Below are 25623 nucleotides of genomic sequence, written 5' to 3'. Positions count from 1 at the left end.
CGCAAGTGCGGTCAGGCAAGTACACACGCCGTGTCTACGGTATTTGAAGGGGTCAGAGAAATGAACAAGTCAGCGTCCGCACAAGGTTTGGATGATCCGATCCTGCAATGGGTTACCTTCAAACTGGACAACGAGTCCTACGGCATCAACGTGATGCGCGTGCAGGAAGTCCTGCGTTACACCGAGATCGCGCCGGTCCCGGGTGCGCCCAGCTACGTGCTGGGTATCATCAACCTGCGCGGCAACGTGGTGACCGTGATCGACACCCGCCAGCGCTTTGGCCTGGTGCCGACCGAGGTCAACGACAACACGCGTATCGTCATCATCGAAGCCGACAAGCAAGTGGTCGGGATCATGGTCGACAGCGTGGCCGAAGTGGTCTACCTGCGCCAATCGGAAGTGGAAACCGCGCCGAACGTGGGTAACGAAGAATCCGCCAAATTCATCCAGGGCGTGTGCAACAAGAACGGCGAACTGCTGATTCTGGTTGAGCTGGACAAGATGATGAGCGAGGAAGAGTGGTCGGATCTGGAGAACATCTGATTTGTTCTTTGAAGCGTTGGTGATTGTCCTGGCCCTGCTGTGGGCCGGGACGGTGGCGTTCGTGCTGCGTTACATGCGCCAGCAACGGGAGTTGGCCCTGCAACAGGCCGAGCGGGATACGCTGCGTGAGCGGCGCATTCTCGATCTGGTCCGGCGGGTGGATCACTACCAGCAGAGTGCGGTGAAGGTGGGGGATGAGGTGCATGAACTGCGCGCGATCCTGGCGCCGATCCCGGACAAGCTGGAGCAGCTTGAGCAGCGTGATCCGGCGAATCTGTCGTTTGCCCAGGCGGCGAGGTTGGTCGGCATGGGGGCGACGGTGGATGAGCTGACGCAGTCGTGCGGGCTGACCCAGGCTGAGGCGCAGTTGATGAGCAAGTTGCACAAGAGCTAGGTGTGCGGTTGGAGCGCTTGGCTTTTGTGGGAGGGGGCCCACCACTCGGCACCTCGCTCAGGCTCGGTGTGCGGCCAGCGTGGTTGACGGGGCGCCTGAGATCAATATCAAAAGCAAGATCAAAAGCCAAAGCAAAGCAGATCAAAAGCAGGGCAAAAGCATGATCTGTCCCCAATCCGCTTCTCTGTGGGAGCTGGCTTGCCTGCGATGCAGGCACCTCAATTCATCAGGAACACCCGGTCGATGCCTTCGCAGGCAAGCCAGCTCCCACATTTGATCGGGTTCACACCCCCATACCGGTCGACGCAAAGGCTGCCGCGATGTTGCTTTTGATCTGGAGCGCCGCGTTAAACACGCGGGTCGGAGTGAGTGCATGCCTAGCCTCACCCAAAGTCGCCATCATCAAAAAATCGCGCCAACCCCGGTAAACCAATCCCCCTCGGCAAAGGTCACATTGCTCATGCACCTTCAACTCCCGGAGTAACCCACCCATGACCACCCCCAAAGCCCTGTTGATCCTCCACGGCAAGCAAGCCCTCAACGAGGACGTGCGCAGCGCCGTGAACGCCAGGCGCGAGCTGGGCTGGGAGCTGGCGGTTCGGGTGACATGGGAGGGTGGGGATGCGCGGCGCCTGGTCGATGAAGCGCTGGGCAACGGCTACACCCATATTATCGCCGGTGGCGGCGACGGCACCTTGCGTGATGTGGCCGAAGCCATGGCCCAGTCCAAGGCTGATGCCAGCCTGGTGCTGATGCCCTTGGGCACCGCCAATGACTTCGCCAAGGCCGCCGGTGTGCCCCAGGAGCCGGCCCAGGCGCTGGCACTGCTGGATACGCCGGCCAGGGCGATTGACCTGGGCCAGGTGGGCGGGCAGATCTTCCTCAATATGGCCACCGGTGGCTTCGGCAGCCAGGTCACCGCCAACACTTCTGAAGACCTCAAAAAAGTCCTCGGTGGCGCCGCCTACCTGTTTACTGGTCTCACGCGCTTCAGCGAGTTGAAGGCTGCCTATGCCGAGCTGGACGGGCCGGATTTTCACTGGCAGGGCGAGCTGCTGGCGCTGGGGATTGGCAACGGTCGGCAGGCGGGCGGTGGGCATGAGCTGTGCCCTGAAGCGATGGCCGATGACGGCCTGCTCGACGTGAGTATCCTCCCGGCGCCCCAGGAAGTGGTCGGCACACTGCGCGAGCTGATGAACAATGGCTGGGGCCTGGATGCGATGTTTGTGCGGGCGCGCCTGCCGTGGGTGCAGATCAGGCAGGCGAGGGAGCTTTACATCAACCTCGACGGTGAGCCGCTCAGCGGCGATGACCTGCGCTTCGAGGCACTGCCCAGGGCCTTGCGCGTGCACCTGCCCGAGGGTTCGCCGCTAGTCGTCCAGGCTGATAATCTGCTCGCGCACGGCGAATAACACTAACCCCGCCACGTCGAAGATCTGCAGCCGCTTCATGATCTGCGAGCGATGCGCTTCGATGGTTTTGATGCTCAGGCCCAGGCCCTGGGCGATTTCGCGGGTGGACTTGCCGCGCACGATCAGGCGCAGGATTTCCAGTTGCCGCGCGGTGAGCGTGTGGCTCGGCACGGCAGCGCAAGTTGTACCCTGGCTGCGCACCAGTGCTTGGTTGATCACGGTGTGGGCGATGGCCGGGCTCAGGTAGCGCTCGTTGTTGCGCAGCGCGCGCAGCGCGTGTTCCAGTTCGGTGGCGGTGGTGTCCTTGAGTAGATAGCCATGGGCGCCGCACTCCAGGGCGCGCATGATCATCTCCGGGTCGGTGTGCATCGACAGAATCAACACCTTGCTCTTGGGATACGCACCTTTGAGTTGCTGCAGGGCATCGAGGCCGCCGGTGTGTTTCATCGACAGGTCCAGCAGCACGATGTCCGGTTGCAGGGCGCCGAATCGTTCAAGCAACTGCGCGCCATCGCTGGCTTCGCCGATCACCGCGTAGTCGGGAATATCCATGATCATTGCGCGCACGCCGGCTCTGATCAGCGCGTGGTCGTCCACCAGGAGCACACCGCAGGTCACTCGATAACCTTCGTACGATTGGCGCGCTCGAGGGCGCGCGGTGCCCAGGGGAATAGTGCGTCGATGCAAGTGCCTTTACCGGGCTGGCTGCTCACCACCAGGGTGCCCCCCAGCTGGTCGATCCGCTCGCACATCCCGGCCATGCCGCGTTGGCCTTCAAGCGCGGGGTTGCTGGCGGGGGAGAAGCCCTGGCCGTCGTCGTGGATCACCAGCGACAGGCCTTCGGGCAGGCGTTGCAGGCGCACCAGCAGATTGTGCGCCTGGGCGTGGCGCAGCATGTTGGTGACCGCTTCCTGGGTAATGCGAAAGGCCGCCACGGCCATTTCTTCCGGGATACCGGTCAGCCGCTGCTGGCATTCCAGGCTCCAGTGCACCGGGGTGTTCGCCAGTGTCTTGAGCAGATGCGCGCGCAGGCTGGCTTCCAGGCCCAGGCTGGACAATTGACGCGGGTTGAGAATGGCGGACACGTCGCGCACCTTGGCCAGGGTTTCAGTCAGGGTGTTGCACAGCACCGTGCATTGACCCTGCAGGTCGTCCGGCAGGCGGCGCTGCAGCCATTCGCTTTGCAGCTTGGCGGCGGTGAGCAGTTGGCCGATATCGTCGTGCAGTTCGCGGCTGAGGCGGTGGCGTTCGTTTTCCTGCACCTGCAGCAGGCGCTCGGCCAGCTCCTGAGGCTGGAACCTGATGGCTGTGCGTGATTTCCACTGTTGCAGGCCGACCACCAGCAACATCGCCAGGTTGAGCAGCAGCACCGCCAGCGGCAGCGGGCTGGACCGGGCGTACGCCCACAGACTCAGCAACAGCGACCCAAGGCACAGGACAAGAACCATGCGGCGCGCATTGCTGCGCGAAACAGACCTTGTGATAAGTGACTTGAGGCTGGCGTACATAGCGGATGGAGCCAATGAAGTTGAGTCTTCGAGCGGCGCATAGTACCACCACTATTACCGTTGGTCGCCAGGCGCATGACGTCGCCTGGCCCGTTCAGGCCAATGGCCCGGGCGGCAGTTTTGGCAGTCAGAAAAGGGACGGTGCGGTATCCCGTCGCGTATGTATTGGCAGGGCGGTTCACGACCAATCGATATTTTTGCCGGCAAGTAAAGTTCAAACGGCGACGATTCGCGTCGTTAACGAATATATGCCCGCCTGCAACTCAGGCGCTGTGGTGCAAACGTTGCTGGGGTTTATAGCTGAAGTTCTTCTGCGGGATCTGCAGAGAGGCCGTCGCGATCAGCGTGGTTTGTTCAGTTTCGTCCAATTGCAGTCGGCCGGTACGGGCATCTATCAGCTCAAGTTGCCAGGCCAGTAAGGTCAGACAGTCGTGCAGGGCTGCCAGCGCCTGATCGTGCAGTTGCAAGGGGTTTTCGGCATTGGCGATGAGGTGCTGGATATGCCGCGAAAACTCACCGATCCCCTGCAGGGCCAGGCTGTCGGCCTTTTCCGCCAGCGTGCTGAGGCTGCTCTGCATGCAGTCGATGGCGTCACTGTCGTTGCGAATCATCTGCAGGTGGCTCAGGCACTCTTCCGACTTGGCCAGCAGTTTTTCGGACTCCTGCTGAAATCGGGAAAGTGCAACTTGCCATTCGTTAGCGTCGTTCATCATGCAAGTCTCCACAACGTAAGGTCGGGTGGTGAGATGCCGCACTGGGTGAATGGCTTAAAACTAGCGCTGAAATATGACTGAGATCTGTAGGCAGCTTCCGATATTTTAGTAGGAAGTTTATTTAAAAACGTCTGGCTGACCCCTGTGACACGTGCAGCCGGGTTCATTCGCACCGCTTCGGTTGCCGTCAGGTTTACGTCTTGAAGGCCTTTAGGCCGAGGGCTGGCGATGGCAAGCAAAAGCCTGACTCCATTCGTGCAATGAGAATGGCGTCACATTAATGGCTATTAGATATTGCGAATATCAGGTTGGGCCCGATTGCGCCTAGGGGAACCCCTTACACGACGGAACCCTGCGTCGTTTTGAAGGTCGCGTGGCGTCATGGCAATGCCGTATGGAAGCACCAACGAAGTAAAGCATGATATCAGTGTGACATCAATGCGTTTAAATGGCATTTTACAGGGGTCAAGGTCTGGCGCCCGCCGCCGATAAACAACCTTAAGCGAACAGCACAATCCCTCAGCGCACCAGGAGCTTTCAATGGCCGGCATTCTCGACACGGTAGATCAACGCACGCAACTGGTGGGTGAGAACCGCCTGGAGATCCTCATGTTTCGCCTGGCCGGGCGGCAACTGTTCGCGATCAACGTGTTCAAGGTGCAGGAAGTGCTGCAACTGCCCAAGCTGACCCTGATGCCCCAGCGTCACCCGTTCGTGTGCGGCGTGGTCAACCTGCGTGGCCAGACCCTGCCGGTCATCGACCTCTCCCAGGCGATCGGCATGCGCCCGCTGGTACCGGGTCCGAACAGCACCATCATCGTCACCGAGTACAACCGCTCGGTTCAGGCATTCCTGGTGGGCGGCGTCGACCGCATCGTCAACATGAACTGGGAAGCCATCCTGCCGCCGCCGACCAGCGCCGGGCGTCAGCACTACCTCACCGCCATCAGCAAGGTCGATGACCAGTTGGTGGAAATCATCGACGTGGAAAAAGTGCTGGCCGAAATCGTGCCGTACAACGCCAAGGTCTCCCGCGAAAAACTCGAAGACCCAGTGCTCGAGCGCGCCCGTGGCCGCGAAGTGCTGCTGGTGGACGACTCCAATGTCGCCCTTTCGCAATTGCGCGACACCCTGGGTCAGCTCGGCATGAAAATGCACATAGCCAGCGATGGCCTCAAGGCGCTCAACATGCTCAAGGGCTGGGCCGACAGCGGCCAGGTGATGACCGACAAACTGCTGATGATCTTCACCGACGCCGAAATGCCCGAGATGGACGGCTACCGCCTCACCACCGAGATCCGCAACGATCCGCGCCTGCGGCAGCTGTATGTGGTGCTGCACACCTCGTTGTCGGGCAGCTTCAACGACTCCATGGTGAAGAAGGTCGGCTGCGACAACTTCCTCTCCAAATTCCAGCCCGACAAGCTGGTGGATGTAGTACGTCAACGTCTGATGCTGGACGAAGCGTCGGCTTGACCTTAGGGTGACGGCTTTGCCCCTCAGGAAAGCAGGCCCATGCTTCGTCTCAGCGCGTTGTACCGTTACCCCTTGAAGTCCGGCAAGGCCGACACTTTGCAGCACATCGGCCTGGATAAACTCGGGCTGCAAGGGGATCGACGCTGGATGCTGGTGGACGAAGCCAGCGGGCGATTTCTCACACAGCGGGCAGTGGCGAAAATGAGCCAGCTGTCGGCGCTGTACAACCCTGCTGGCGGCCTCACGCTGAGCTCGCCGGGTTACGCCACGCTCGACGTGGCCTTGCCCGACAGCGCGGCCGAACTGCGCGGCATCACAATCTGGCGCGACACCCTGCGTGTGCCGGATGCGGGGGAAGCCGCCGCGCGCTGGGTCAGCGACTTCATCGGCAAGCCGACGCGCCTGGTGCACATGCCGCTGGAGCGTGCGCGCGCCACCGACGCAGGCTTTGGCAAGGACAGCGATCAAGTGGGCTTTGCCGACGGCTACCCGCTGCTGTTGATTGGCCAGGCGTCGCTCGACGATTTATCCGCGCGCATCGGGCGCCCCATGCCGATGCTGCGTTTTCGTCCCAACCTTGTGATTGAAGGTGCCGAAGCTTTCGCTGAGGATGGCTGGAAACGCCTGCGCATCGGCGATATCGAATTTCGCGTGGTCAAGCCCTGCTCACGCTGCATCCTTACCACCATCGACCCGCAGACCGGCGAGCGCAGCGCCGACCGCGAGCCTTTCGCGACGCTCGAAACCTATCGCAAGACCGAGAACGGTGCGATGTTCGGCCAGAACCTGGTCAACGACGGCATCGGTGAGTTGGCGGTCGGGATGCCGGTGACAGTGCTTGAATAAAAAATGCCCGTCTCGCAGGAGACGGGCATTTTTTTCGCGCCGCAACGCTTAGCCGCGGTATTCGCAGAGGTAGGCGGTGTCGACGGCGACCTTGAGCTGGAACTTGCTGTTGGCCGGCACATTGAAGCGGCTGCCGGCGGCGAAGGTTTCCCAGTCGCTGGCGTCGGGCAGCTTGACGCTCAGGGCGCCGGACACCACGTGCATGATTTCGCGCTGGGCGGTGCCGAATTCATATTCACCCGGGGCCATGACGCCGATGGTCGCCGGACCTTCTGCGGTGCCGAAGGCGATCGACTTGACGGTGCCGTCGAAGTACTCGTTGACTTTGAACATGGGCGAATCCTCGCAAAAGGGTCTGGAAAGGTCGGCCAGTATGCCCAAGGCCGCTGTAACTGCCTAGACCGGCAAAATCAGTGGCAGCAGGCGCGCAGTGTTGCGTGCATCCTCCAGCGCCCGATGCTGTTGGCCGTGGAACTGCATGCCGGCCAATTGCAGGGCGCCGTTGAGCCCAAGTGGTTTGTCCAGGCGCCGGGCCTTGGCGAAGCGCTGCTTGAGGTTCACATGCAGTGTGTTTGCGAGCGCGCTGGTCAGGCCGTGACGCTGCCATTCAAGCTCCAGCTGCGCGCGATCATAGTCGCCCCAACTGGCCCAGCCTTCCAGGCGTGATTGATGCTGACCCAGCCAGCGTTCGAACAGCGGCCACACCTCGGTGATCGGCGCGGCGGCGTCGATATTCGCCTGGGTGATATGGGTGAGTTGACGGCAAAAGGGCGTCAGCAGTGGCCGGCGCAACGGCCGTACAAAACGCTGGAAATGATCCAGCTCGCGGCCCTGGCGGTTCACCAGGCTCGCGCCGATCTCGATGATTTCCATCTCCGTAACGGGCCAGCCGCCTTCATCCGTTGTGGCTTCAAGGTCAATAATCAGCCAATGAGGCATGGTGCAGGTTCCCGTACTTTTTCCGTCCTGATGGGGATAGAGCGTAGCCCGCGCCTGTAGTTCCGCGCCGCTTTTTGATCAGCGCCCGGGCTGAACGCCGATCGAGAGGCAAACTATTAATTTGCCAGTACAAAGTTGTCTCCGCAGACAAAAACGCCTAGCTTATCGCCATCAGAGAATCGAACGGTGTGTGCCTTGATGTTTTCGCCATGGCGGCTGGCTGCAGGACTGACTTTATGGGCACTGGGCACCGCAGGGTGGGCGCAGACCAATCCCGCGCAAGTGGTCAGGATCGGCGCCGCGCATTTTCCGCCTTACACCGTACGCCCCGAGCAGGGTGCCGACACCGGCCTGCTGCCGCAACTGATCGAAGCCCTGAATGCCACGCAGACCGACTACCGCTTTGTGCTGGTGCCCACCTCGATCCCCCGGCGCTTTCGCGACCTTGAGCAAGGCCGGATCGACATGGCCATTTTCGAGAATCCCGCCTGGGGTTGGCAGGACATCCCCCACACCAGCGTCGACATGGGCCTGGAAGACGCCGAGGTGTTCGTCGCTCAGCGACAGCCCGGGCGCGACCAGGGCTATTTCGCCGACCTCAAGGGCAAGCGCCTGGCGGTGTTCAGCGGTTACCACTACGCCTTTGCCAACTTCAACCCCGACCCCAGGTTCATGGTCGAGCAGTTCAACGCGACGTTGACCTACTCCCACGACAGCAATCTGCTGATGGTCGCGCGCGGCAGGGCGGATATCGCGCTGGTGACGCGCTCGTACCTGAGTGATTTTCTGGTGCGCAATGCCGACATGGCCGAGCAATACCTGGTCTCCGACCGCGTTGACCAGGTGTATCACCACTACGCCCTGTTACGGCCGAACGCGCCGATCAGCGGCGAGGCGTTCGCCGGGTTGCTCAAGCGCCTGCGCGAAGACGGCCAGCTGTTGAAGATTTTCCAGCCGTATCGCATCGATGTGATGCCGGTGCACTGAAGCCAAAGATAATCAAAATGTGGGAGGGAGCACGCTCCCACCCACATGAATGTGTGCCGTGTGTCAGACCCTGCGCGCAAACGTATCGCTATGGCTGCCCGAGACCTTGCGGCAATGCACCAGCGCATCGCGGATCATGAAGTTCACCAGCGTCGGCGAAACCCCCAGTTCCTTGGCGATGTCCTTTTGCGGCACGCCGTGCAGGCGGTACATCTCGAACGCGTAGCGGGTGCGTTGGGGCAGTTCCGTCAGGGCGTCAGCGATGTTTTCCAGGGTGCTGAAATTGATATGCGAGGTTTCCGGTGACGCGCCGTGAATCACCACATTCAGGCCTTCCTCTTCGGTTCCCGAATATTTGAGCTCCAACGCCTGCTTGCGATAGTGATCGATGGCCAGGTTGCGCACGATCTGGAACAGGTAACTCAACTGGGCCTTGAACGATGAAGTGATCGTCGGCGCCGATTGCAGCCGGAAGTAAGCGTCCTGCACCACGTCTTCGGCTCGGGAGCGGCACCCGGTGATGCGTGCCGCGATCTTCACCAGAATCAACCGATTATCGACAAAGGCCTGCAGAAGGGGTGAGTCGCACCTGCCTGTGAATACTTGTTCCGTCATGGAAATCACCTGACTGCTGAATAGGTTAGGGGAGGGCTTCCTTGCTGAGGCCTCCTACACATCGGGCAACAAATTATGCTAAATGATAATGATTGTCAAATGAGAAGACGAACTAATCCTGGGTGCGCCTCCTTGCAGTGAGCGCTCTTGCTCGCCCTCGACGACTAATTATTTGCCGATGCCGTCCGTTCTTCTGGGTGACAGGCTCGTTGGAAAAACGGCCATGGACCAGCACCCGCAGGAGGACGCAATGGGTTTTTATCGCGCACGCAGCATGTCTTTGCCTGGAGTTCCGGCTCGATGAGTACGCCAACCCGGTTGCGGCTGTTTTGCCTGCCTTACTCAGGCGCCAGCGCCATGGTGTATGCGCGCTGGCGTCGATCCTTACCGGACTGGCTGCAAGTGTGCCCGCTGGAACTGCCTGGGCGCGGCATGCGCATGGACGAGCCCTTGCAGCGCGATATCAAGGCCCTGGCCGCGCAGCTTGCAGAGGAAATCAGCCGCGATTTGAACGGCCCCTACGCCTTGTTCGGCCACAGCCTCGGTGGGCTACTGGCCTTCGAGCTGGTCCACGCCCTGCGCGCCCTTAACGTGCCCGCGCCGCTGGCGCTGTTTGCCTCCGGCACGGCTGGACCCGCAACCAGGGACGTCAGCGAATACGCCGTCGAAAAGACCGATGAACAGCTAATCGCCCGCCTGCGCGAACTGCAGGGCACCGCCGAAGAAGCGCTGGCCAACCCCGAATTGATGCAATTGATGCTGCCGATTCTGCGCGCCGACTTCCTGCTGTGCGGCAGTTTCACCTACGGCCAGCGTGAGCCGCTGGGCCTGCCGATCCATGTGTTCGGCGGCAAGCAGGACAGCGTGCGCGCCGACCAGTTGCTCGACTGGCAACTCGACGCAGCCAGCGGGTTTTCTCTGGACATGTTCGACGGCCACCACTTCTTCCTCATGCAGCACGAAAGCGCCGTATTGCGCTGCCTGCGCCGCTACGCCGAGGAACACCTGGCCCGCTTTCGCAATGGCGCGGCGCGGCAACTGGCCGCCGGCTGACAGCCCCTATTTCTCGATTTCCCGTAAGCCGATTTCAGGCAGGAACCCCATGATGGACGCCTTCGAACTTCCCCGCACCCTGGTCCAGTCCCTTCAACGCCGTGCCGCGCAGACCCCGGACCAGGTCGCCCTGCGCTTCCTTGCCGAGTCGGCCGAGCACAACGTGGTGCTCAGTTACCGCGACCTCGACCTGCGCGCGCGCACCATTGCCGCAGCCCTGCAAGCCAGCGCCGCACAGGGTGACCGTGCGGTGTTGCTGTTCCCCAGCGGGCCGGACTATGTGGCGGCGTTCTTCGGCTGCCTGTACGCCGGGGTCATTGCGGTGCCGGCTTACCCGCCGGAGTCCACCAAACGCCATCATCAGGAGCGCCTGCTGTCGATCATCACAGATGCCGAACCGCGCCTGCTGCTGACCATCGCCAGCCTCGCCGAGGGCCTGGCACAGATTGAGAACGCGCCGCCGATACTGAGCGTCGATACCGTGCAGGGTGTCGGCGAGTGGATCGCGCCCCAACTGCAGCCCGACGACATCGCGTTCCTGCAATACACCTCCGGCTCCACTGCGCTGCCCAAAGGCGTGCAGGTCAGCCACGGCAATCTGGTGGCTAACGAAGTGCTGATCCGCCGTGGCTTTGGCATTGATCTGAACCCGCATGACGTGATCGTCAGCTGGCTGCCGCTGTACCACGACATGGGCCTGATCGGCGGCCTGCTGCAACCGATCTTCAGCGGCGTGCCTTGCGTGCTGATGTCGCCAGCCTACTTCCTTGGCCGGCCGTTGCGCTGGCTGGAAGCGATCAGCGAATACGGCGGCACCATCAGCGGCGGTCCGGATTTCGCCTACCGCCTGTGCAGCGAACGGGTCAGCGAGTCCGCACTGGAACGCCTCGACCTGAGCCAGTGGCGCGTGGCCTATTCCGGTTCCGAACCGATCCGCCTCGATACCCTGGAACGCTTCGCCGAGAAGTTCGCCGTCTGCGGGTTCAGCGACAACAACTTTATCGCCTCTTATGGCTTGGCCGAAGCGACCCTGTTTGTCGCCGGTGGGCGCCGTGGTCAGGGCATCCCGGCGCTGCGGGTGGATGACCAGGCGCTGGCCGCCAACCGTGCCGAGCCGGGGCAGGGCAGTGCGATCATGAGCTGCGGCACCGGTCAGCCCGACCATGCCGTACTGATCGTCGACCCGCATACCCTGAGCGAACTGGCGGACAACCACGTCGGCGAACTCTGGGCCAGCGGCCCAAGCATCGCCCACGGCTACTGGCGCAACCCTGAAGCCACCGCCAAAACGTTCATGCAGCATGCCGGCCGCACCTGGTTGCGCACCGGGGACCTGGCCTTCATGCGCGACGGTGAGGTGTACATCACCGGTCGCTTGAAGGACCTGCTGATCGTGCGCGGCCACAACCTGTATCCCCAGGACATCGAACAGACCATCGAGCGCGACGTGGAAGTGGTGCGCAAGGGGCGGGTCGCCGCGTTTGCGGTAAACGATGAGGGCCTGGAAGGCATCGGCATCGCCGCCGAAATCAGCCGCAGCGTGCAGAAAATCCTGCCGCCCGAAGCGCTGATCAAGGCTATCCGTCAGGCGGTGGCCGAGGCGTATCAACAGGCCCCGAGCGTGGTGGTGCTGCTCAATCCTGGCGCGCTGCCCAAAACCTCCAGTGGCAAGGTGCAGCGCTCAGCCTGCGCGCTTCGTCACGCCGATGGCAGCCTCGACAGCTACGCGCAGTTCCCCGGTTTGCCCGTGCAGACCCAGGATGCGGTGCTGGAATCCGAGCTGCAAAACCAGATCGCGGCGATCTGGTGCGAGCACTTGCACGTCAACCAAGTCGCTGCCGACGATCACTTCTTCCTGCTCGGCGGCAACTCCATCACCGCCACCCAGGTGGTCGCACGGCTGCGCGAAAGCCTGGGGTTGGAGCTGAACCTGCGCCTGCTGTTCGAAGCACCGACCCTGCAGGATTTTGCCGCCAGCGTTGCCCGTTTGCAGCAGGACGGCGGTGTCGCCCAGGGCGCGATTCAGGCCCTGTCGCGCCAGGCCGAACTGCCGCAATCCCTGGCACATAACCGCCTGTGGATCACCTGGCAGCTGCAGCCCGACAGCAGTGCCTACACCATTCCCGGCGCGCTGCGCCTGCGCGGCGAGCTGGATGAAGACGCCGTGCGCGCAAGCTTCCAGTACCTGGTCCAGCGCCACGAAGCGCTGCGCACGCGCTTCTATGAGCGCGACGGCCAGGCCTTCCAGCGCATCGAGGCGAGCGGGGCGTTCGAGCTGCGCGTCATCGACCTCAGCGACCAGCCTGCCCATGAGCGTGACGCCTGCGCGCAGCAGATCCGCGAGGACGAAGCGCAGACCCGGTTCGATCTCGAAAAAGGCCCACTGTTGCAAGTGACCCTGGTGCGTCTGGACGATGAAGAGCACCAGTTGCTGGTGACCCTGCATCACATCATCGCCGACGGTTGGTCGCTGAATATCCTTATCGATGAATTCTCGCGCCTGTACGCCGCGGCCTCCCAGGGCCAGCCCCTGGAGCTGGCGCCGCTGGCGCTGCAGTACGCCGATTACGGCAGCTGGCAGCGCCAATGGTTGGCCGAAGGCGAAGGCCCGCGGCAACTGGCGTACTGGAAGGCCCGCCTTGGCGATGAGCATCCGGCCTTGAGCCTGGCCACCGACCACCCGCGCTCGGCCCGTCACCGCCACACCGCCGCCCGCCACAGCGTGCGCCTGAGCGCCGACCTCTGCGAAGCGGTGCGCAAAGCGGCCCAGGCCCATGAGTCGACGCCGTTCATGCTGTTGCTCGCCGCGTTCCAGACCCTGCTCCATCGCTACACTGGCCAGCGCGATATCCGCATCGGCGTGCCTAACGCCAACCGCCCGCGCCAGGAAACCCAGGGGCTGGTCGGCTTCTTCATCAACACCCTGGTGTTGCGTGCCGAGCTGGACGGGCGCCTGCCATTCAATCAACTGCTGGCGGCAACGCGCCAGGCCGCACTCGGCGCCCAGGCCCATCAGGACCTGCCCTTCGAGCAACTGCTGGAAGCCTTCCCCCAGGCCCGCGAACAGGGCCTGTTCCAGGTCATGTTCAACCACCAGCAGCGCGACCTGAGTGCATTGCGCCGCCTGCCCGGCCTGCTCGCCGATGAGCTGCCCTGGCACAGTCGCGAAGCCAAGTTCGACCTGCAACTGCACAGCGAAGAAGACCGCCATGGACGCCTGAGCCTGGCGTTCGACTACGCTGATGAGCTGTTCGATGGCGCAACCATCCAGCGTCTCGCCGAACACTACATTGCGCTGCTGCACGCCGCCTGCGCGCAGCCGCAACAGGCGATTGGCGACTTGCCGCTCATGCCTCAGGACGAGCAGCGCCAATGGAACACCACGCCTTGTGCGCCCGCCACCCAGTGGCTGCCCGAGTTGCTCAATCAGCACACCTCGCAGGCCACGGCGCTGGTGTGGGAGCACGGCAGCCTGAGCTTCGCCCAACTGCATACCCAGGCCAACCGTCTGGCCCATTACCTGCGCGACAAAGGCGTCGGCCCGGACGTGTGCGTGGCCATCGCCGCCGAGCGCTCGCCGCAGCTGCTGGTCGGCCTGCTGGCGATCATCAAGGCCGGCGGCGCCTATGTGCCGCTCGACCCGGATTACCCGGCCGAGCGCCTGGCCTACATGCTCAAGGACAGCGGCGTGCACCTGCTGCTCACCCAGACCTCACTGCTGGCGCAACTGCCCAGCGCTGAAGGGGTGTGCGTCATCGCCATGGACAGCCTGCACCTGGACAGCTGGCCAACCCAGCCGCCCGGCCTGCACCTGCACGGCGATAATCTCGCCTACGTGATCTACACCTCCGGCTCCACCGGCCAGCCCAAGGGCGTGGGCAACACCCATGCGGCCCTGGCCGAACGCTTGCAATGGATGCAGGCCACCTATCAGCTCGACGCCAACGACGTGCTGATGCAAAAGGCGCCGATCAGTTTCGACGTGTCGGTGTGGGAATGCTTCTGGCCATTGATCACCGGTTGCCGTCTGGTGCTGGCCGGGCCCGGTGAGCATCGCGATCCTCATCGCATTGCGCAGTTGGTGCAGGCGCATGGCGTGACCACGCTGCACTTCGTGCCGCCATTGTTGCAGTTGTTTATCGACGAACCGCTGGCGGCCGAGTGCACCAGCTTGCGTCGCCTGTTCTCGGGCGGCGAAGCCTTGCCCGCCGAGTTGCGCAACCGTGTGCTGGCGCAGTTGCCGGCGGTGCAGTTGCACAACCGCTATGGCCCGACGGAAACCGCGATCAACGTCACCCACTGGCAGTGCGCGGTGGTCGATGGCGAGCGCTCGCCGATTGGCCGGCCGTTGGGCAATGTGATCTGCCGCGTGCTGGATGCGCAACTCAACCCGCTGCCGGCCGGTGTGCCGGGCGAGCTGTGCATCGGCGGCATCGGCCTGGCCCGGGGTTACCTGGGCCGGGCCGGGCTGACCGCCGAACGTTTTGTCGCCGACCCGCTGGGCGAGCCCGGCACGCGCCTGTACCGCACCGGTGACCGTGCGCGCTGGAGCATTGACGGCGTGCTCGAATACCTTGGCCGCCTGGATCAGCAAGTGAAGCTGCGCGGGTTCCGCGTGGAGCCGGAAGAAATCGAAGCGCGCCTGCTCGCCCAGGACGGCGTCGCCCAGGCCGTGGTGCTGGTGCGCGATGCGCAGTTGATCGGCTACTACACCGGCCATGCCGAGCTGGCCCCCCAGGCGCTGAAAGCCGCCCTGGCCGCCGAGCTGCCGGAATACATGGTGCCCGCCGTGCTGATGCGCCTGGACGCAATGCCGCTGAGCCCCAGCGGCAAACTCGACCGCCGCGCGTTGCCGGAACCGGTGTGGCACATCCGCGAACACGTCGAGCCGCAATCACCGCTGCAGCAGCAGATCGCCGCGATCTGGCGCGAAGTGCTCGGCTTGCCGCGTATCGGCCTGCACGACGACTTTTTCGCCCTCGGTGGCCACTCGTTGCTGGCCACGCAAATCATCTCGCGCACCCGTCAGGCCTGCGACGTCGAGCTGTCGTTGCGTACCTTGTTCGACGCCAGCGAACTGGGCGCGTTTGCAGCCCAAGTCGCGCTGATCCAGAACGCCGGCCAGCGCAATCAGCAAACCGCCATCGCCCGGGTCGACCGCAACCAGAAGGTGCCGCTGTCCTACTCCCAGCAACGCATGTGGTTCCTCTGGCAAATGGAACCCGACAGCCCGGCCTATAACGTCGGTGGCATGGCGCGCTTGCGCGGCGTGCTGGACGTGGGCCGGTTCGAGGCGGCGTTGCAGGCCTTGATCATGCGCCACGAAACCCTGCGCACCACGTTCCCGAGCGTCGATGGCGTGGCGTATCAGCGGGTCGCGGCGCAAACCGGCCTGCGCATGGACTGGCAGGACTTCTCGGCGCTGAACGAGGCCGAGCGCCCGCAACGCATCCAGCAACTGGCCGACCACGAAGCCCACACCCCCTTCAACCTGGAAACCGGACCGTTACTGCGCGCGTGCCTGGTCAAGGCCGCCGAGCAGGACCATTACCTGGTGCTGACCCTGCACCACATCGTCACCGAAGGCTGGGCCATGGACATCTTTGCCCGTGAACTGAGCGCCCTGTACGAAGCCTTTATCGACGAGCGCGACTCGCCGCTGGCGCCGCTGCCTGTGCAATACTTGGATTACAGCGTGTGGCAACGCCAGTGGATGGAAGCCGGCGAGCGCCAGCGCCAGCTCGATTACTGGACCGCGCAACTTGGGCATGAGCACCCGTTGCTGGAACTGCCCGGTGACCGTCCACGGCCATCCGTGCAAAGCCACCGAGGCGAACTGTATCGCTTTGATCTGAGCGTTGATCTGGCGGCGCGCGTACGCGCGTTCAACGCCGAACGTGGCCTCACGCTGTTCATGACCATGACCGCGACACTGGCGGTGTTGCTCTACCGCTACAGCGGCCAGACCGACCTGCGCATCGGCGCGCCGGTGGCCAACCGCATTCGCCCGGAAAGCGAAGGGCTGATCGGCGCGTTCCTCAATACCCAGGTGCTGCGCTGCCGGCTCAACGGGCAGATGAGCGTCGGCGAGCTGTTCGAGCAGGTGCGCCACACGGTGATCGAGGGGCAGTCGCACCAGGATCTGCCGTTCGACCACCTGGTTGAAGCCTTGCAACCGCCGCGCAGTGCGGCGTACAACCCACTTTTCCAAGTGATGTGCAACGTGCAGCGCTGGGAGTTCCAGCAAAGCCGCCAACTGGCCGGCATGAGCGTCGAGTACCTGGCCAACGATGCGCGCGCCACCAAGTTCGACCTCAACCTGGAAGTCACCGACCTCGACCATCGCCTGGGTTGCTGCCTGACCTACAGCACCGACCTGTTCGATGAACCACGCATTGCACGCATGGCCGAGCATTGGCGCAACCTGCTGGAGGCGTTGATCGCCGATCCGCAGCAGCGCCTCAGCGAGTTGCCGCTGCTTGTGGCGGCAGAGCAGCGTGCCTTGCAGGACAGCCTCGGGGTTGAAGCCGGTGAGTATCGCCTCGACCAGTGCATCCATTCGCTGTTCAGCCAGCAGGCGCTCAAGCGCGGTGACGCCCCCGCGCTGACCTTCGCCGGTGAAACCCTGACCTACGCCGAACTCGATGCACGCGCCAATCGCCTGGCCTGGGTGCTGCGTGAACGCGGTGTGGGCCCGCAGGTGCGGGTGGGCCTGGCGTTGCCGCGCTCACTGGAAATGGTCGTCGGCTTGCTGGCGATCCTCAAGGCAGGCGGCGCCTACGTACCGCTGGACCCGGAGTACCCGCTGGACCGCCTGCACTACATGATCGAAGACAGCGGCATCGGCCTGTTGCTCAGCGATGCGGCGATGTTCGAGGCCCTCGGCCCGTTGCCGGCGACCGTGGCCTGCTGGTGCCTGGAAAATGACCTGCCGAAGCTGGCGAACTACCCCGTCAGCGAGGTGCCATTTGTCAGCCTGGCGCAACATCAGGCGTACCTGATCTACACCTCGGGCTCCACCGGTAAACCCAAGGGCGTGGTGGTGTCCCATGGTGAAATCGCCATGCATTGCCAGGCGGTGATCGAGCGTTTCGGCATGCGCCCGGACGACTGCGAGCTGCATTTTTATTCGATCAATTTCGACGCCGCCACCGAGCGTTTGCTGGTGCCGCTGCTCAGCGGTGCGCAGGTGGTATTGCGTGCCCAGGGGCAGTGGGATGCCGAGCAAATCTGCGCGCTGATCCGTACCCATCGCATCAATATTCTCGGTTTCACCCCAAGCTATGGCAGCCAGTTGGCGCAGTGGCTGGCCACCCAGCAGCAGACGTTACCGGTGCGCATGTGCATCACCGGTGGCGAAGCGCTGACCGGTGAACATCTGCAGCGCATTCGCGCAGCGTTCCAGCCGCAAGTGTTTTTCAATGCCTATGGCCCGACCGAAACCGTGGTGATGCCGCTCGCCAGCCTGGCCCCGGAGCAGCTGGACGAGGGTGCCGCCAGCGTACCGATCGGCAGCCTCATCGGCGCGCGCGTCGCCTATATTCTCGACGCCGACCTGGCGCTGGTGCCGCAGGGCGCAACCGGCGAGCTCTACGTTGGCGGCGCCGGTCTGGCCCTGGGGTATCACCAACGGCCGGGCATGACGGCGGAGCGTTTTGTCGCGGACCCGTTTGCCCGCGAGGGCGGTCGTCTGTACCGCACCGGCGACCTGGTGCGCCAGCGTGCCGACGGGCTGGTCGAGTACCTGGGCCGCATCGACCATCAGGTCAAGATTCGTGGCTTTCGCATCGAGCTGGGCGAGATCGAAACCCGTCTGCTCGAACACCCGGCCGTGCGCGAAGCGGTGGTGCTGGCGCTGGAGGCGCTGAGCGGTAAACAGCTGGTGGCGTACCTGGTCAGCGATGCGGAGCACGGCGCGTTGCGCGACGCGCTGAAAGCGCACCTCAAGGCGCAGCTACCGGACTACATGGTGCCTGCGCACCTGATCGTGCTCGACAGCATGCCGCTCACCGCCAACGGCAAACTTGACCGCCGCGCCTTGCCGCAGCCCGACCCCGAGGCGAATCGTCAACAGTACGTGGCGCCACGCACCGCACTGCAAAGCACCCTGGCCGCCATCTGGTGCGCGGTGTTGAACGTGCAGCAGGTTGGCCTCGACGACAACTTCTTTGAGCTGGGCGGCGATTCGATCCTGTCGATCCAGGTGGTCAGTCGCGCGCGTCAGGCCGGGATTCATTTCAGCCCGCGCGACCTGTTTCAGCACCAGACCGTGCAGACCCTGGCCGCCGTCGCCACGCGCGCCGAGCAGGTCATGGCCGAGCAAGGCGTGCTCACGGGTGCCTCGGCGCTCACGCCGATCCAGCACTGGTTCTTCGACAGCGACATCCCGGCGCGCGAGCACTGGAACCAGTCGTTGCTGCTCAAGCCGCTGCAACTGCTTGACCCTCATCGCCTGGAGCAGGCGTTGCTGGCGGTACTGGAGCATCACGATGCGCTGCGTCTGAGCTTCACCCGGCGCGATGCCCAGTGGCACGCCGAACACTTGGGCGTGCCACTCGGGGGTGCGTTGATGCAGGCGCAGGTGAAGGACATGGCGCAGTGCGCCGCGCTGTTCACCGAGACCCAGCGCAGCCTCGACCTGCAACACGGCCCGTTGCTGCGCGCGTTGCTGATTGATGGCCCCGAGGGGCAGCAGCGATTGCTGATCGCGATCCATCACCTGGTGGTCGATGGCGTGTCGTGGCGCGTGTTGCTCGAAGACCTGCAGAACGTTTATCGCCAACTGAGCGACGGCCGCTCCGTCAGCCTGCCGGCCAAGACCAGTGCGCTGCGCGAATGGGCGGCACGCTTGCAGGCGTATGCCCATAGCGAATCCCTGCGTGAAGAGTTGAGCCTGTGGCAACGCCAGTTGGCCGGGCCCCGCGTGCTGTTGCCGGTGGCGCGGCCTCAGGGCGCGTTGCGTAACCGCGATGCCGAGACGGTCAGCGTGCGCTTGGATGCCGAGCGCACCCGCCACCTGTTGCAGCAGGCGCCGAGCGCTTACCGCACCCAGGTCAACGACCTGCTGCTGACCGCCCTGGCACGGGTGGTGTGCCGCTGGAGCGGCCACGACTCGGCAGTGATCCAACTGGAGGGCCATGGCCGCGAAGCACTGTTCGATGACATCGACCTGACCCGCAGCGTCGGCTGGTTCACCAGTGCCTATCCCGTGCGCCTGACGCCAGCGGCTGCCCAGGGCGATTCGATCAAGGCGATCAAGGAGCAACTGCGCGGTGTGCCGCACAAAGGCCTGGGCTACGGCGTACTGCGTTATCTGGCCGACGACCTGTGCAAACAGACCCTGATGGCGCTGCCGGATGCGCCCATTACCTTCAACTACCTCGGCCAGTTCGACCAGAGCTTTGGCAGTGACGCGCTGTTCCATCCGCTGGATGAGCCGGCCGGGCTGGCGCATGATCCGGACGCGCCGCTGCCCAATGAGCTGAGTGTCGACAGCCAGGTATACGGCGGCGAGTTGGTGCTGCGCTGGACCTTCAGCCGCGAGCGCCATACACCGCAGACCATTCGCGCGTTGGCCGAGGGGTATCTGGCCGAGCTGCAGGGCCTGATCGAACATTGCCTGGAAGACGAGGCTGTTGGCCTCACGCCGTCCGACTTCCCCCTGGCGCACCTGAACCAGGCGCAGCTCGACAGCCTGCCGGTGGCCGCCAGCCGGATCGAAGACGTCTACCCGCTGACGCCGATGCAGGAAGGCCTGCTGCTGCACACCCTGCTCGAACCGGGCACCGGCCTGTATTACATGCAGGACCGCTACCGCATCAACAGCGTGCTCGACCCCGAGCGTTTCGCCCAGGCCTGGCAAGCGGTGATCGCGCGCCACGAAGCCCTGCGTGCGTCGTTCTGCTGGAACGTCGGCGAAGACATGCTGCAAGTGATCCACAAACCCGGCAGCGCGCCGATCGAGTACCTGGACTGGAGCCGCGATCCCGAGGACGAGCAAGAGCCGCGCCTGCAAGCGTTGCTCAAGCAGGAGCGCGAAACCGGGTTCGATCTGCTCAACCAGGCGCCGTTCCACCTGCGCCTGATTCGCGTGGGCCAAGCGCGCTACTGGTTCATGATGAGCAACCACCACATCCTCATCGATGCCTGGTGCCGTTCGCTGCTGATGAACGACTTCTTCGAGATCTATCTCGCCCTGGGCGAAGGCCGCGCAGCGCAACTGGCCACGCCGCCACGTTATCGCGACTACATCGCCTGGCTGCAACGCCAGGACCTTAACGAAGCGCGCCAGTGGTGGCAGCGCAATCTGCAGGGGTTTGAACGTACCACGCCGATCCCCAGCGACCGGCCATTCCTGCGCGAACATGCAGGCCACAGCGGCGGCATGCTGGTGGGCGACTGCTACACCCGGCTGGATGCCTGCGACGGCGCGCAACTGCGCGAACTGGCCCAGGCCCATCAACTCACCGTCAATACCTTTGCCCAGGCGGCATGGGCGCTGGTATTGCGGCGTTTGAGCGGCGAGCGTGACGTGCTGTTCGGCGTCACCGTGGCCGGCCGCCCGGTGGACATGCCCGAGATGCAACGCACCGTTGGTCTGTTCATCAACAGCATCGCGCTGCGCGTGAAACTGCCCGAGGACGATCAGCCTTGCAGCGTGCGCCAGTGGTTGAGCGGCCTGCTCGACAGCAACATGCAACTGCGCGAGTACGAATACCTGCCGCTGGTGACGATCCAGGAACACAGCGAACTGCCCAAGGGCCAGCCGCTGTTCGATAGCCTGTTCGTGTTCGAAAACGCCCCGGTGGACACCTCGGTGCTGGACCATGCGCAAAGCCTGAACGCCACCTCGGATTCCGGTCGCACCCACACCAACTTCCCGCTGACGGCGGTGTGCTATCCGGGCGATGACCTCGGTTTGCACCTGTCCTACGACCAGCGCTACTTCGATGAAACCACCGTGCAAGGCATGCTCGGCGAGTTCAAACGTCTGCTGCTGGCGCTGATGCAGGGCTTTCATGGCGACATGGCCGACCTGCCGCTGATCGGCGATCAGGAGCGTGCGTTCCTGGTGGAAGGCTGTAACCAGAGCGCACAGGATTACCCGCTGGCGCGCAGCTATGTCGAATTGTTCGAAGAGCAGGTGGCGCAGCATCCGCAGCGCATTGCTGCCAGTTGTCTGGACCAGCGATGGACCTATGAGCAACTGAACCGTCGCAGCAACGGCCTGGGCCATGCGTTGATCAGCGCGGGTGTGGGCCTGGACCAGCCGGTGGCATTGCTGGCCGAGCGCAACCTCGACCTGCTGGGCATGATCATCGGCAGCTTCAAGGCCGGTGCCGGTTACCTGCCGCTCGACCCGGGCCTGCCCGCCCAGCGGCTGAGCCGCATCATTGAGTTGAGCCGCACGCCGTTGCTGGTGTGCAGCGAGGCGTGTCGCGAACAGGCCATCGAGTTACTCGAAGGCACCCAGTGCCAGTTGCTGGTGTGGGAAGAGGTGCCGGCCCGTGGCGAGAATCCTGGCATCTACAGCGCGGCGGACAATCTCGCCTACGTGATCTACACCTCGGGCTCCACCGGCCTGCCTAAAGGCGTGATGGTCGAACAGCGCGGGATGCTCAATAACCAGTTGAGCAAGGTGCCGTACCTGGAGCTGTCGCCGGCAGACGTCATCGCGCAGACCGCTTCGCAGAGCTTCGATATTTCCGTGTGGCAATTTCTCGCGGCGCCGCTGTTCGGTGCGCGGGTGGATATCGTGCCGAATGCCATCGCCCATGACCCCCAGGGCTTGCTCGAACATGTGCAGGCGCAAGGCATTACCGTGCTGGAGAGCGTGCCGTCGCTGATCCAGGGCATGCTCGCCCACGACCGCATCAGCCTGGACGGGCTGCGCTGGATGCTGCCGACGGGTGAAGCGATGCCGCCGGAGCTGGCGCATCAATGGCTGCAACGCTATCCGCAGATTGGCCTGGTGAATGCCTACGGCCCGGCGGAATGCTCGGACGACGTGGCGTTCTTCCGCGTCGACCTGGCCTCGACTCGCGGCACGTACCTGCCGATTGGCACACCGACCGACAACAACCGTTTGTACCTGTTGGACGGCGCGCTGGACCTGGTGCCGCAAGGCGCGGTGGGTGAGTTGTGTGTCGCCGGCACCGGTGTCGGCCGTGGCTATGTCGGCGATCCGCTGCGCACCGCCCCGGTGTTTGTGCCCAACCCCTTTGGCGCGCCGGGCGAGCGTCTCTACCGCACCGGCGATCTGGCGCGCCAGCGCAGTGACGGGGTGTTGGAGTACGTCGGGCGCATCGACCATCAAGTGAAAATTCGCGGTTACCGCATCGAGCTGGGTGAGATCCAAGCGCGTCTGCACGAACAACCCGAAGTGCGCGACGCGGCGGTGGGCGTGCAGGAGGGCGCCAATGGCAAACACCTGGTGGGCTACCTGGTGGCCGCCGACGCGGCGCTTGACCCTGACGAGCGCCTGGACCGCATCAAGCAACGCCTGCGCGCCGAACTGCCGGAATACATGGTGCCGCTGCACTGGCTATGGCTTGATCGCCTGCCACTCAACGCCAACGGCAAGCTCGACCGCAACGCCTTGCCGGAACTGGAAATCGGCCAATTGCACCGTCAGGGTTACCTGGCACCGCGCAACGAACTGGAAACCACGCTGGCTGCGATCTGGGCCGAGGTGCTGAAAGTCGAACGGGTAGGGGTGCGGGACAACTTCTTCGAATTGGGCGGCCACTCGTTGCTCGCCACACAGATCGCCTCGCGGGTGCAGAAAACCCTGCAACGCGATGTGCCGCTGCGGGCGATGTTCGAGTGCAGCACGGTGGCAGAGCTGGCGGAGTATATCGAGGGGTTGGTGGGCAACGAGATCAGCGTGGAGAAGGTGGATCGGTTGAGTGATTTGATGGCCGAGTTGGAGGGGCTTTAACGGGGGGCGGCCTTGCCGGCCGCTTGCCTGATGTACCTGTCAACTATGACAGTAGACAGCTTCTGGCGCTCGGACAGTAAATAGACCTTGTTTTAAGGATGACGACTATTTAGCCGGACCTGGAGGCTTACAGTGATTAATAAACAGTTAACGTCGAAAAGTGGCATCAAATGTGATCAGAAACCAGCGCAGCTGAATAGTCCTGAAATCACCAAAGTCATGACGATCAGAAGTACCGTGACCCGAGTTTGTGAAGTGATCACCGACCTTCACTTCAGTGTCCCGGTAGCGTTATCGAGACCGGAAGTGCCCGAGGCCGTTGATGACGTGTTGACGTTGCGTGGCGATGAAGGGAGCGTCGCTGTCGTTGTGAAAAAATGGGACTTCCTGAAGGCAGGCCAGTCTGGGTGGCTTGAGGTCACAGGCCTCCTGGAAGATGGCACTGCCCATACTGTCAAGTTGATGGAGGGTGAGCCGCTTACGGACAGTGATGAAAAAGAGGGGGTTTCACGTCCACTTCTGCGTAAAGAGCTGAATAAGTTTCCTAACAAGGCCGAGTTGACTGTTGTATTCAGAACCACGGTGGATGCCTGTTGTGAAGACGGGCCGGTGATTACGTTTCCGGAGTCCAAATACACGCTCCGCAAGTATTACCGAGACCTGACGGATTTCAATGACCGGACATTTGGACGGTGGGAAAGAGGCCCGGGAGCTCCGGACCCAAGGGATCTCACTTTTGAATCATTGGGCGTAGCAAGCGATGGTAACGAGCAGTACTCCGTTAAAAACTTCACCAATACAGGTAAAAATCTCGGGGTGATTTTGCATCGGGAATTTGATGATTTGGAAAGCGGCACAACATATGCCTTTTCCGCGCGTGTTCGCCGGTATAACACTTCTGATCCAACGCCAAAGCTGTCGCTGAAAGCAGACAACGTAGCCATCACCAGTATAGAAGTGCTTACTGATCCCAATACGTGGGTGACGCTCGCTGGCACCTTTGTGGCGAGCAGCAATTTCGCGCTGCTGGTTCTCCATAGCCATGAGCGTGATCCCGGTATAGCGGGTAATGACTACCTTATTGATTACCTGCTCGTCGAGGAAGTTTAACGGAGGTCGCAAATAGAGTGCGCGCACCAAGCGAGCACTCCTTTTAACGACCTCGTCTTGTGGCAGGTGACTATTTGGCGGGTGCCGGAGGCTTATCGTGACTCAACAATTAACGTCGAAAAGTGCAGTTCAATGCGGTCATGCACCGCTGGAGTTAGACCGTCCTGAAATCACCAGAACGGTGACCACCAGAAGTACCGTGACCCGGGTCTGTGAAGTATTTACCGATCTAAACCTCAAGGTGCCCTCGACGTTGTCGACACCTGAAGTCTTCGAGGCCGTAGAAGGTGTATTGGACCTGTGCAAACTGACGGGTGACGCCACTGCCAAGGTAAAACAATGGAGTTTTATGGCGGCGGGGCAGAAGGGCTGGCTGGAATGCAAGGGCACCTTGAAAAATGGCTCTCCCTACACCATCACCTTGATGGCGGATGAGCCGATCACGGCGGACGAAGTAGAAAAAGGGCTGTCGCGTGTTATCCCACGCACCGAGTTGGCGAAGTTGGCTGACAATAGCCAGTTGGTCGTCGTATTCAAGACCTCAGTGGATGCGTGTTGTGAAGAGGGGCCGGTGGTGGTTTTTCCTGAGTTGACGCTTATGGTCAAACTGCATCTGATAGAAATCGAGGAGCGATTTGAAGCGCAGACCCTAAGCACGTTTCCCGCCAAGGGCGTTGTGGATACACCGACGATGACGATTACCTTTGAGCACGGTGAAGAGACTGCAGGCATTGTTCAGTTTCATAAGGACCTCTCACTGGCGTCGGGTAACCACTACGGGATGGCGCTGGGTATGCACGAACTGCCCTCACCGCAAATCCATCGCTTTGTGTTTAAACATGCGTTGGTTTATTTGAAGTACGCATGGACATCCAAGCAACTGCTGGGCGCAGTGACTTATTTTGATGAGGATAATAATCTGCTTCAGCGCCTGGTGTATCCCGCAGATGACTTTGCAGGTATATGGCTTGAATATATTCCACCCCTTGGCAAAACGGTTTCTTCAATGGTAGTGGAAGTTCGCGATTGGTCGTTTTTTGATAACTTCACGATGCGCTATTACGGGTGACGATGAACTGATGCTAAA

General features: G+C 62.6%; 16 protein-coding genes. 10 read left to right on the top strand and 6 right to left on the bottom strand.

Going from position 1 to position 25623, the window contains the following annotated elements:
• Positions 1–60 precede the first annotated feature (60 nt).
• From H045_RS12915 to yegS, 3 genes are all read left to right on the top strand, one after another.
• Positions 61–543, top strand: a complete 483-nt coding sequence (locus tag H045_RS12915) for a chemotaxis protein CheW (protein WP_003236843.1) — start codon at positions 61–63, stop codon at positions 541–543.
• Between the two features lies 1 nt (position 544).
• Positions 545–937: a DUF2802 domain-containing protein gene (locus H045_RS12910; protein ID WP_003236841.1), complete on the top strand. Its 393-nt coding sequence runs from the start codon at positions 545–547 to the stop codon at positions 935–937.
• 491 nt (positions 938–1428) lie between these two features.
• Positions 1429–2349: a lipid kinase YegS gene (gene yegS / locus H045_RS12900; protein ID WP_015372588.1), complete on the top strand. Its 921-nt coding sequence runs from the start codon at positions 1429–1431 to the stop codon at positions 2347–2349.
• On the opposite strand, the gene H045_RS12895 is transcribed toward yegS, so the two are convergent.
• The 3 genes from H045_RS12895 to H045_RS12885 form a co-directional block, all read right to left on the bottom strand.
• Positions 2308–2967, bottom strand: a complete 660-nt coding sequence (locus H045_RS12895; protein WP_015372587.1) for a response regulator transcription factor — start codon at positions 2965–2967, stop codon at positions 2308–2310. The genes yegS and H045_RS12895 overlap by 42 nt on opposite strands.
• Entirely contained in the window at positions 2964–3857 is an 894-nt protein-coding gene (locus tag H045_RS12890) for a sensor histidine kinase (RefSeq protein ID WP_041931509.1), read from the bottom strand. Before H045_RS12890 ends, H045_RS12895 begins: the two co-directional genes overlap by 4 nt.
• A 263-nt stretch (positions 3858–4120) precedes the next feature.
• On the bottom strand, positions 4121–4570 hold the full coding sequence (locus H045_RS12885) for a hypothetical protein (protein ID WP_003236832.1): 450 nt from the start codon (positions 4568–4570) through the stop codon (positions 4121–4123).
• 540 nt (positions 4571–5110) lie between these two features.
• Here H045_RS12885 and H045_RS12880 point away from each other — a divergent pair.
• On the top strand, positions 5111–6046 hold the full coding sequence (locus H045_RS12880) for a chemotaxis protein CheV (RefSeq protein ID WP_003236830.1): 936 nt from the start codon (positions 5111–5113) through the stop codon (positions 6044–6046).
• Between the two features lie 39 nt (positions 6047–6085).
• Positions 6086–6892 (top strand): MOSC domain-containing protein, encoded by an 807-nt coding sequence (locus H045_RS12875; RefSeq protein ID WP_015372584.1) that lies wholly within the window; start codon positions 6086–6088, stop codon positions 6890–6892.
• A gap of 48 nt (positions 6893–6940) precedes the next feature.
• Here the strand turns inward: H045_RS12875 and ppnP are convergent, their stop codons facing one another.
• Both ppnP and H045_RS12865 read right to left on the bottom strand, forming a co-directional pair.
• A complete protein-coding gene (gene ppnP, locus H045_RS12870) occupies positions 6941–7225 on the bottom strand; it encodes a pyrimidine/purine nucleoside phosphorylase (protein WP_003236826.1) in 285 nt (94 codons plus the stop codon).
• Positions 7226–7288: 63 nt separating this feature from the next.
• Positions 7289–7831 carry a 3'-5' exonuclease gene (locus H045_RS12865; RefSeq protein WP_015372583.1) on the bottom strand — a complete coding sequence of 181 codons (543 nt, stop codon included), beginning with the start codon at positions 7829–7831 and terminating at the stop codon, positions 7289–7291.
• A gap of 198 nt (positions 7832–8029) precedes the next feature.
• Between H045_RS12865 and H045_RS12860 the strand changes: the two genes are divergently transcribed.
• Complete coding sequence (locus H045_RS12860; RefSeq protein WP_015372582.1) at positions 8030–8818, top strand: substrate-binding periplasmic protein; 789 nt, start codon at positions 8030–8032, stop codon at positions 8816–8818.
• A gap of 63 nt (positions 8819–8881) precedes the next feature.
• Here H045_RS12860 and H045_RS12855 read toward each other — a convergent pair whose 3' ends face one another.
• Positions 8882–9433, bottom strand: coding sequence for an RNA polymerase factor sigma-70 (locus H045_RS12855; RefSeq protein ID WP_015372581.1), 552 nt, complete (start codon positions 9431–9433; stop codon positions 8882–8884).
• Positions 9434–9733: 300 nt separating this feature from the next.
• Here H045_RS12855 and H045_RS12850 point away from each other — a divergent pair, with 300 nt between their 5' ends.
• The 4 genes from H045_RS12850 to H045_RS12835 all read left to right on the top strand — a co-directional run bounded on the left by H045_RS12850 (position 9734) and on the right by H045_RS12835 (position 25605).
• Positions 9734–10486 carry a thioesterase II family protein gene (locus H045_RS12850; RefSeq protein WP_015372580.1) on the top strand — a complete coding sequence of 251 codons (753 nt, stop codon included), beginning with the start codon at positions 9734–9736 and terminating at the stop codon, positions 10484–10486.
• A gap of 49 nt (positions 10487–10535) precedes the next feature.
• Positions 10536–23426, top strand: coding sequence for a non-ribosomal peptide synthetase (locus H045_RS12845; protein ID WP_015372579.1), 12891 nt, complete (start codon positions 10536–10538; stop codon positions 23424–23426).
• 132 nt (positions 23427–23558) lie between these two features.
• A complete protein-coding gene (locus H045_RS12840; RefSeq protein WP_015372578.1) occupies positions 23559–24536 on the top strand; it encodes a carbohydrate binding domain-containing protein in 978 nt (325 codons plus the stop codon).
• Between the two features lie 97 nt (positions 24537–24633).
• Positions 24634–25605, top strand: a complete 972-nt coding sequence (locus tag H045_RS12835; protein WP_236277725.1) for a hypothetical protein — start codon at positions 24634–24636, stop codon at positions 25603–25605.
• Positions 25606–25623 lie beyond the last annotated feature (18 nt).

It is taken from the genome of Pseudomonas poae RE*1-1-14 (assembly GCF_000336465.1).
GTDB lineage: Bacteria > Pseudomonadota > Gammaproteobacteria > Pseudomonadales > Pseudomonadaceae > Aquipseudomonas > Aquipseudomonas poae.
The sequence above is the reverse complement of the archived record's forward strand: the minus strand, read 5'-3'. Positions and strand labels throughout refer to the sequence as shown.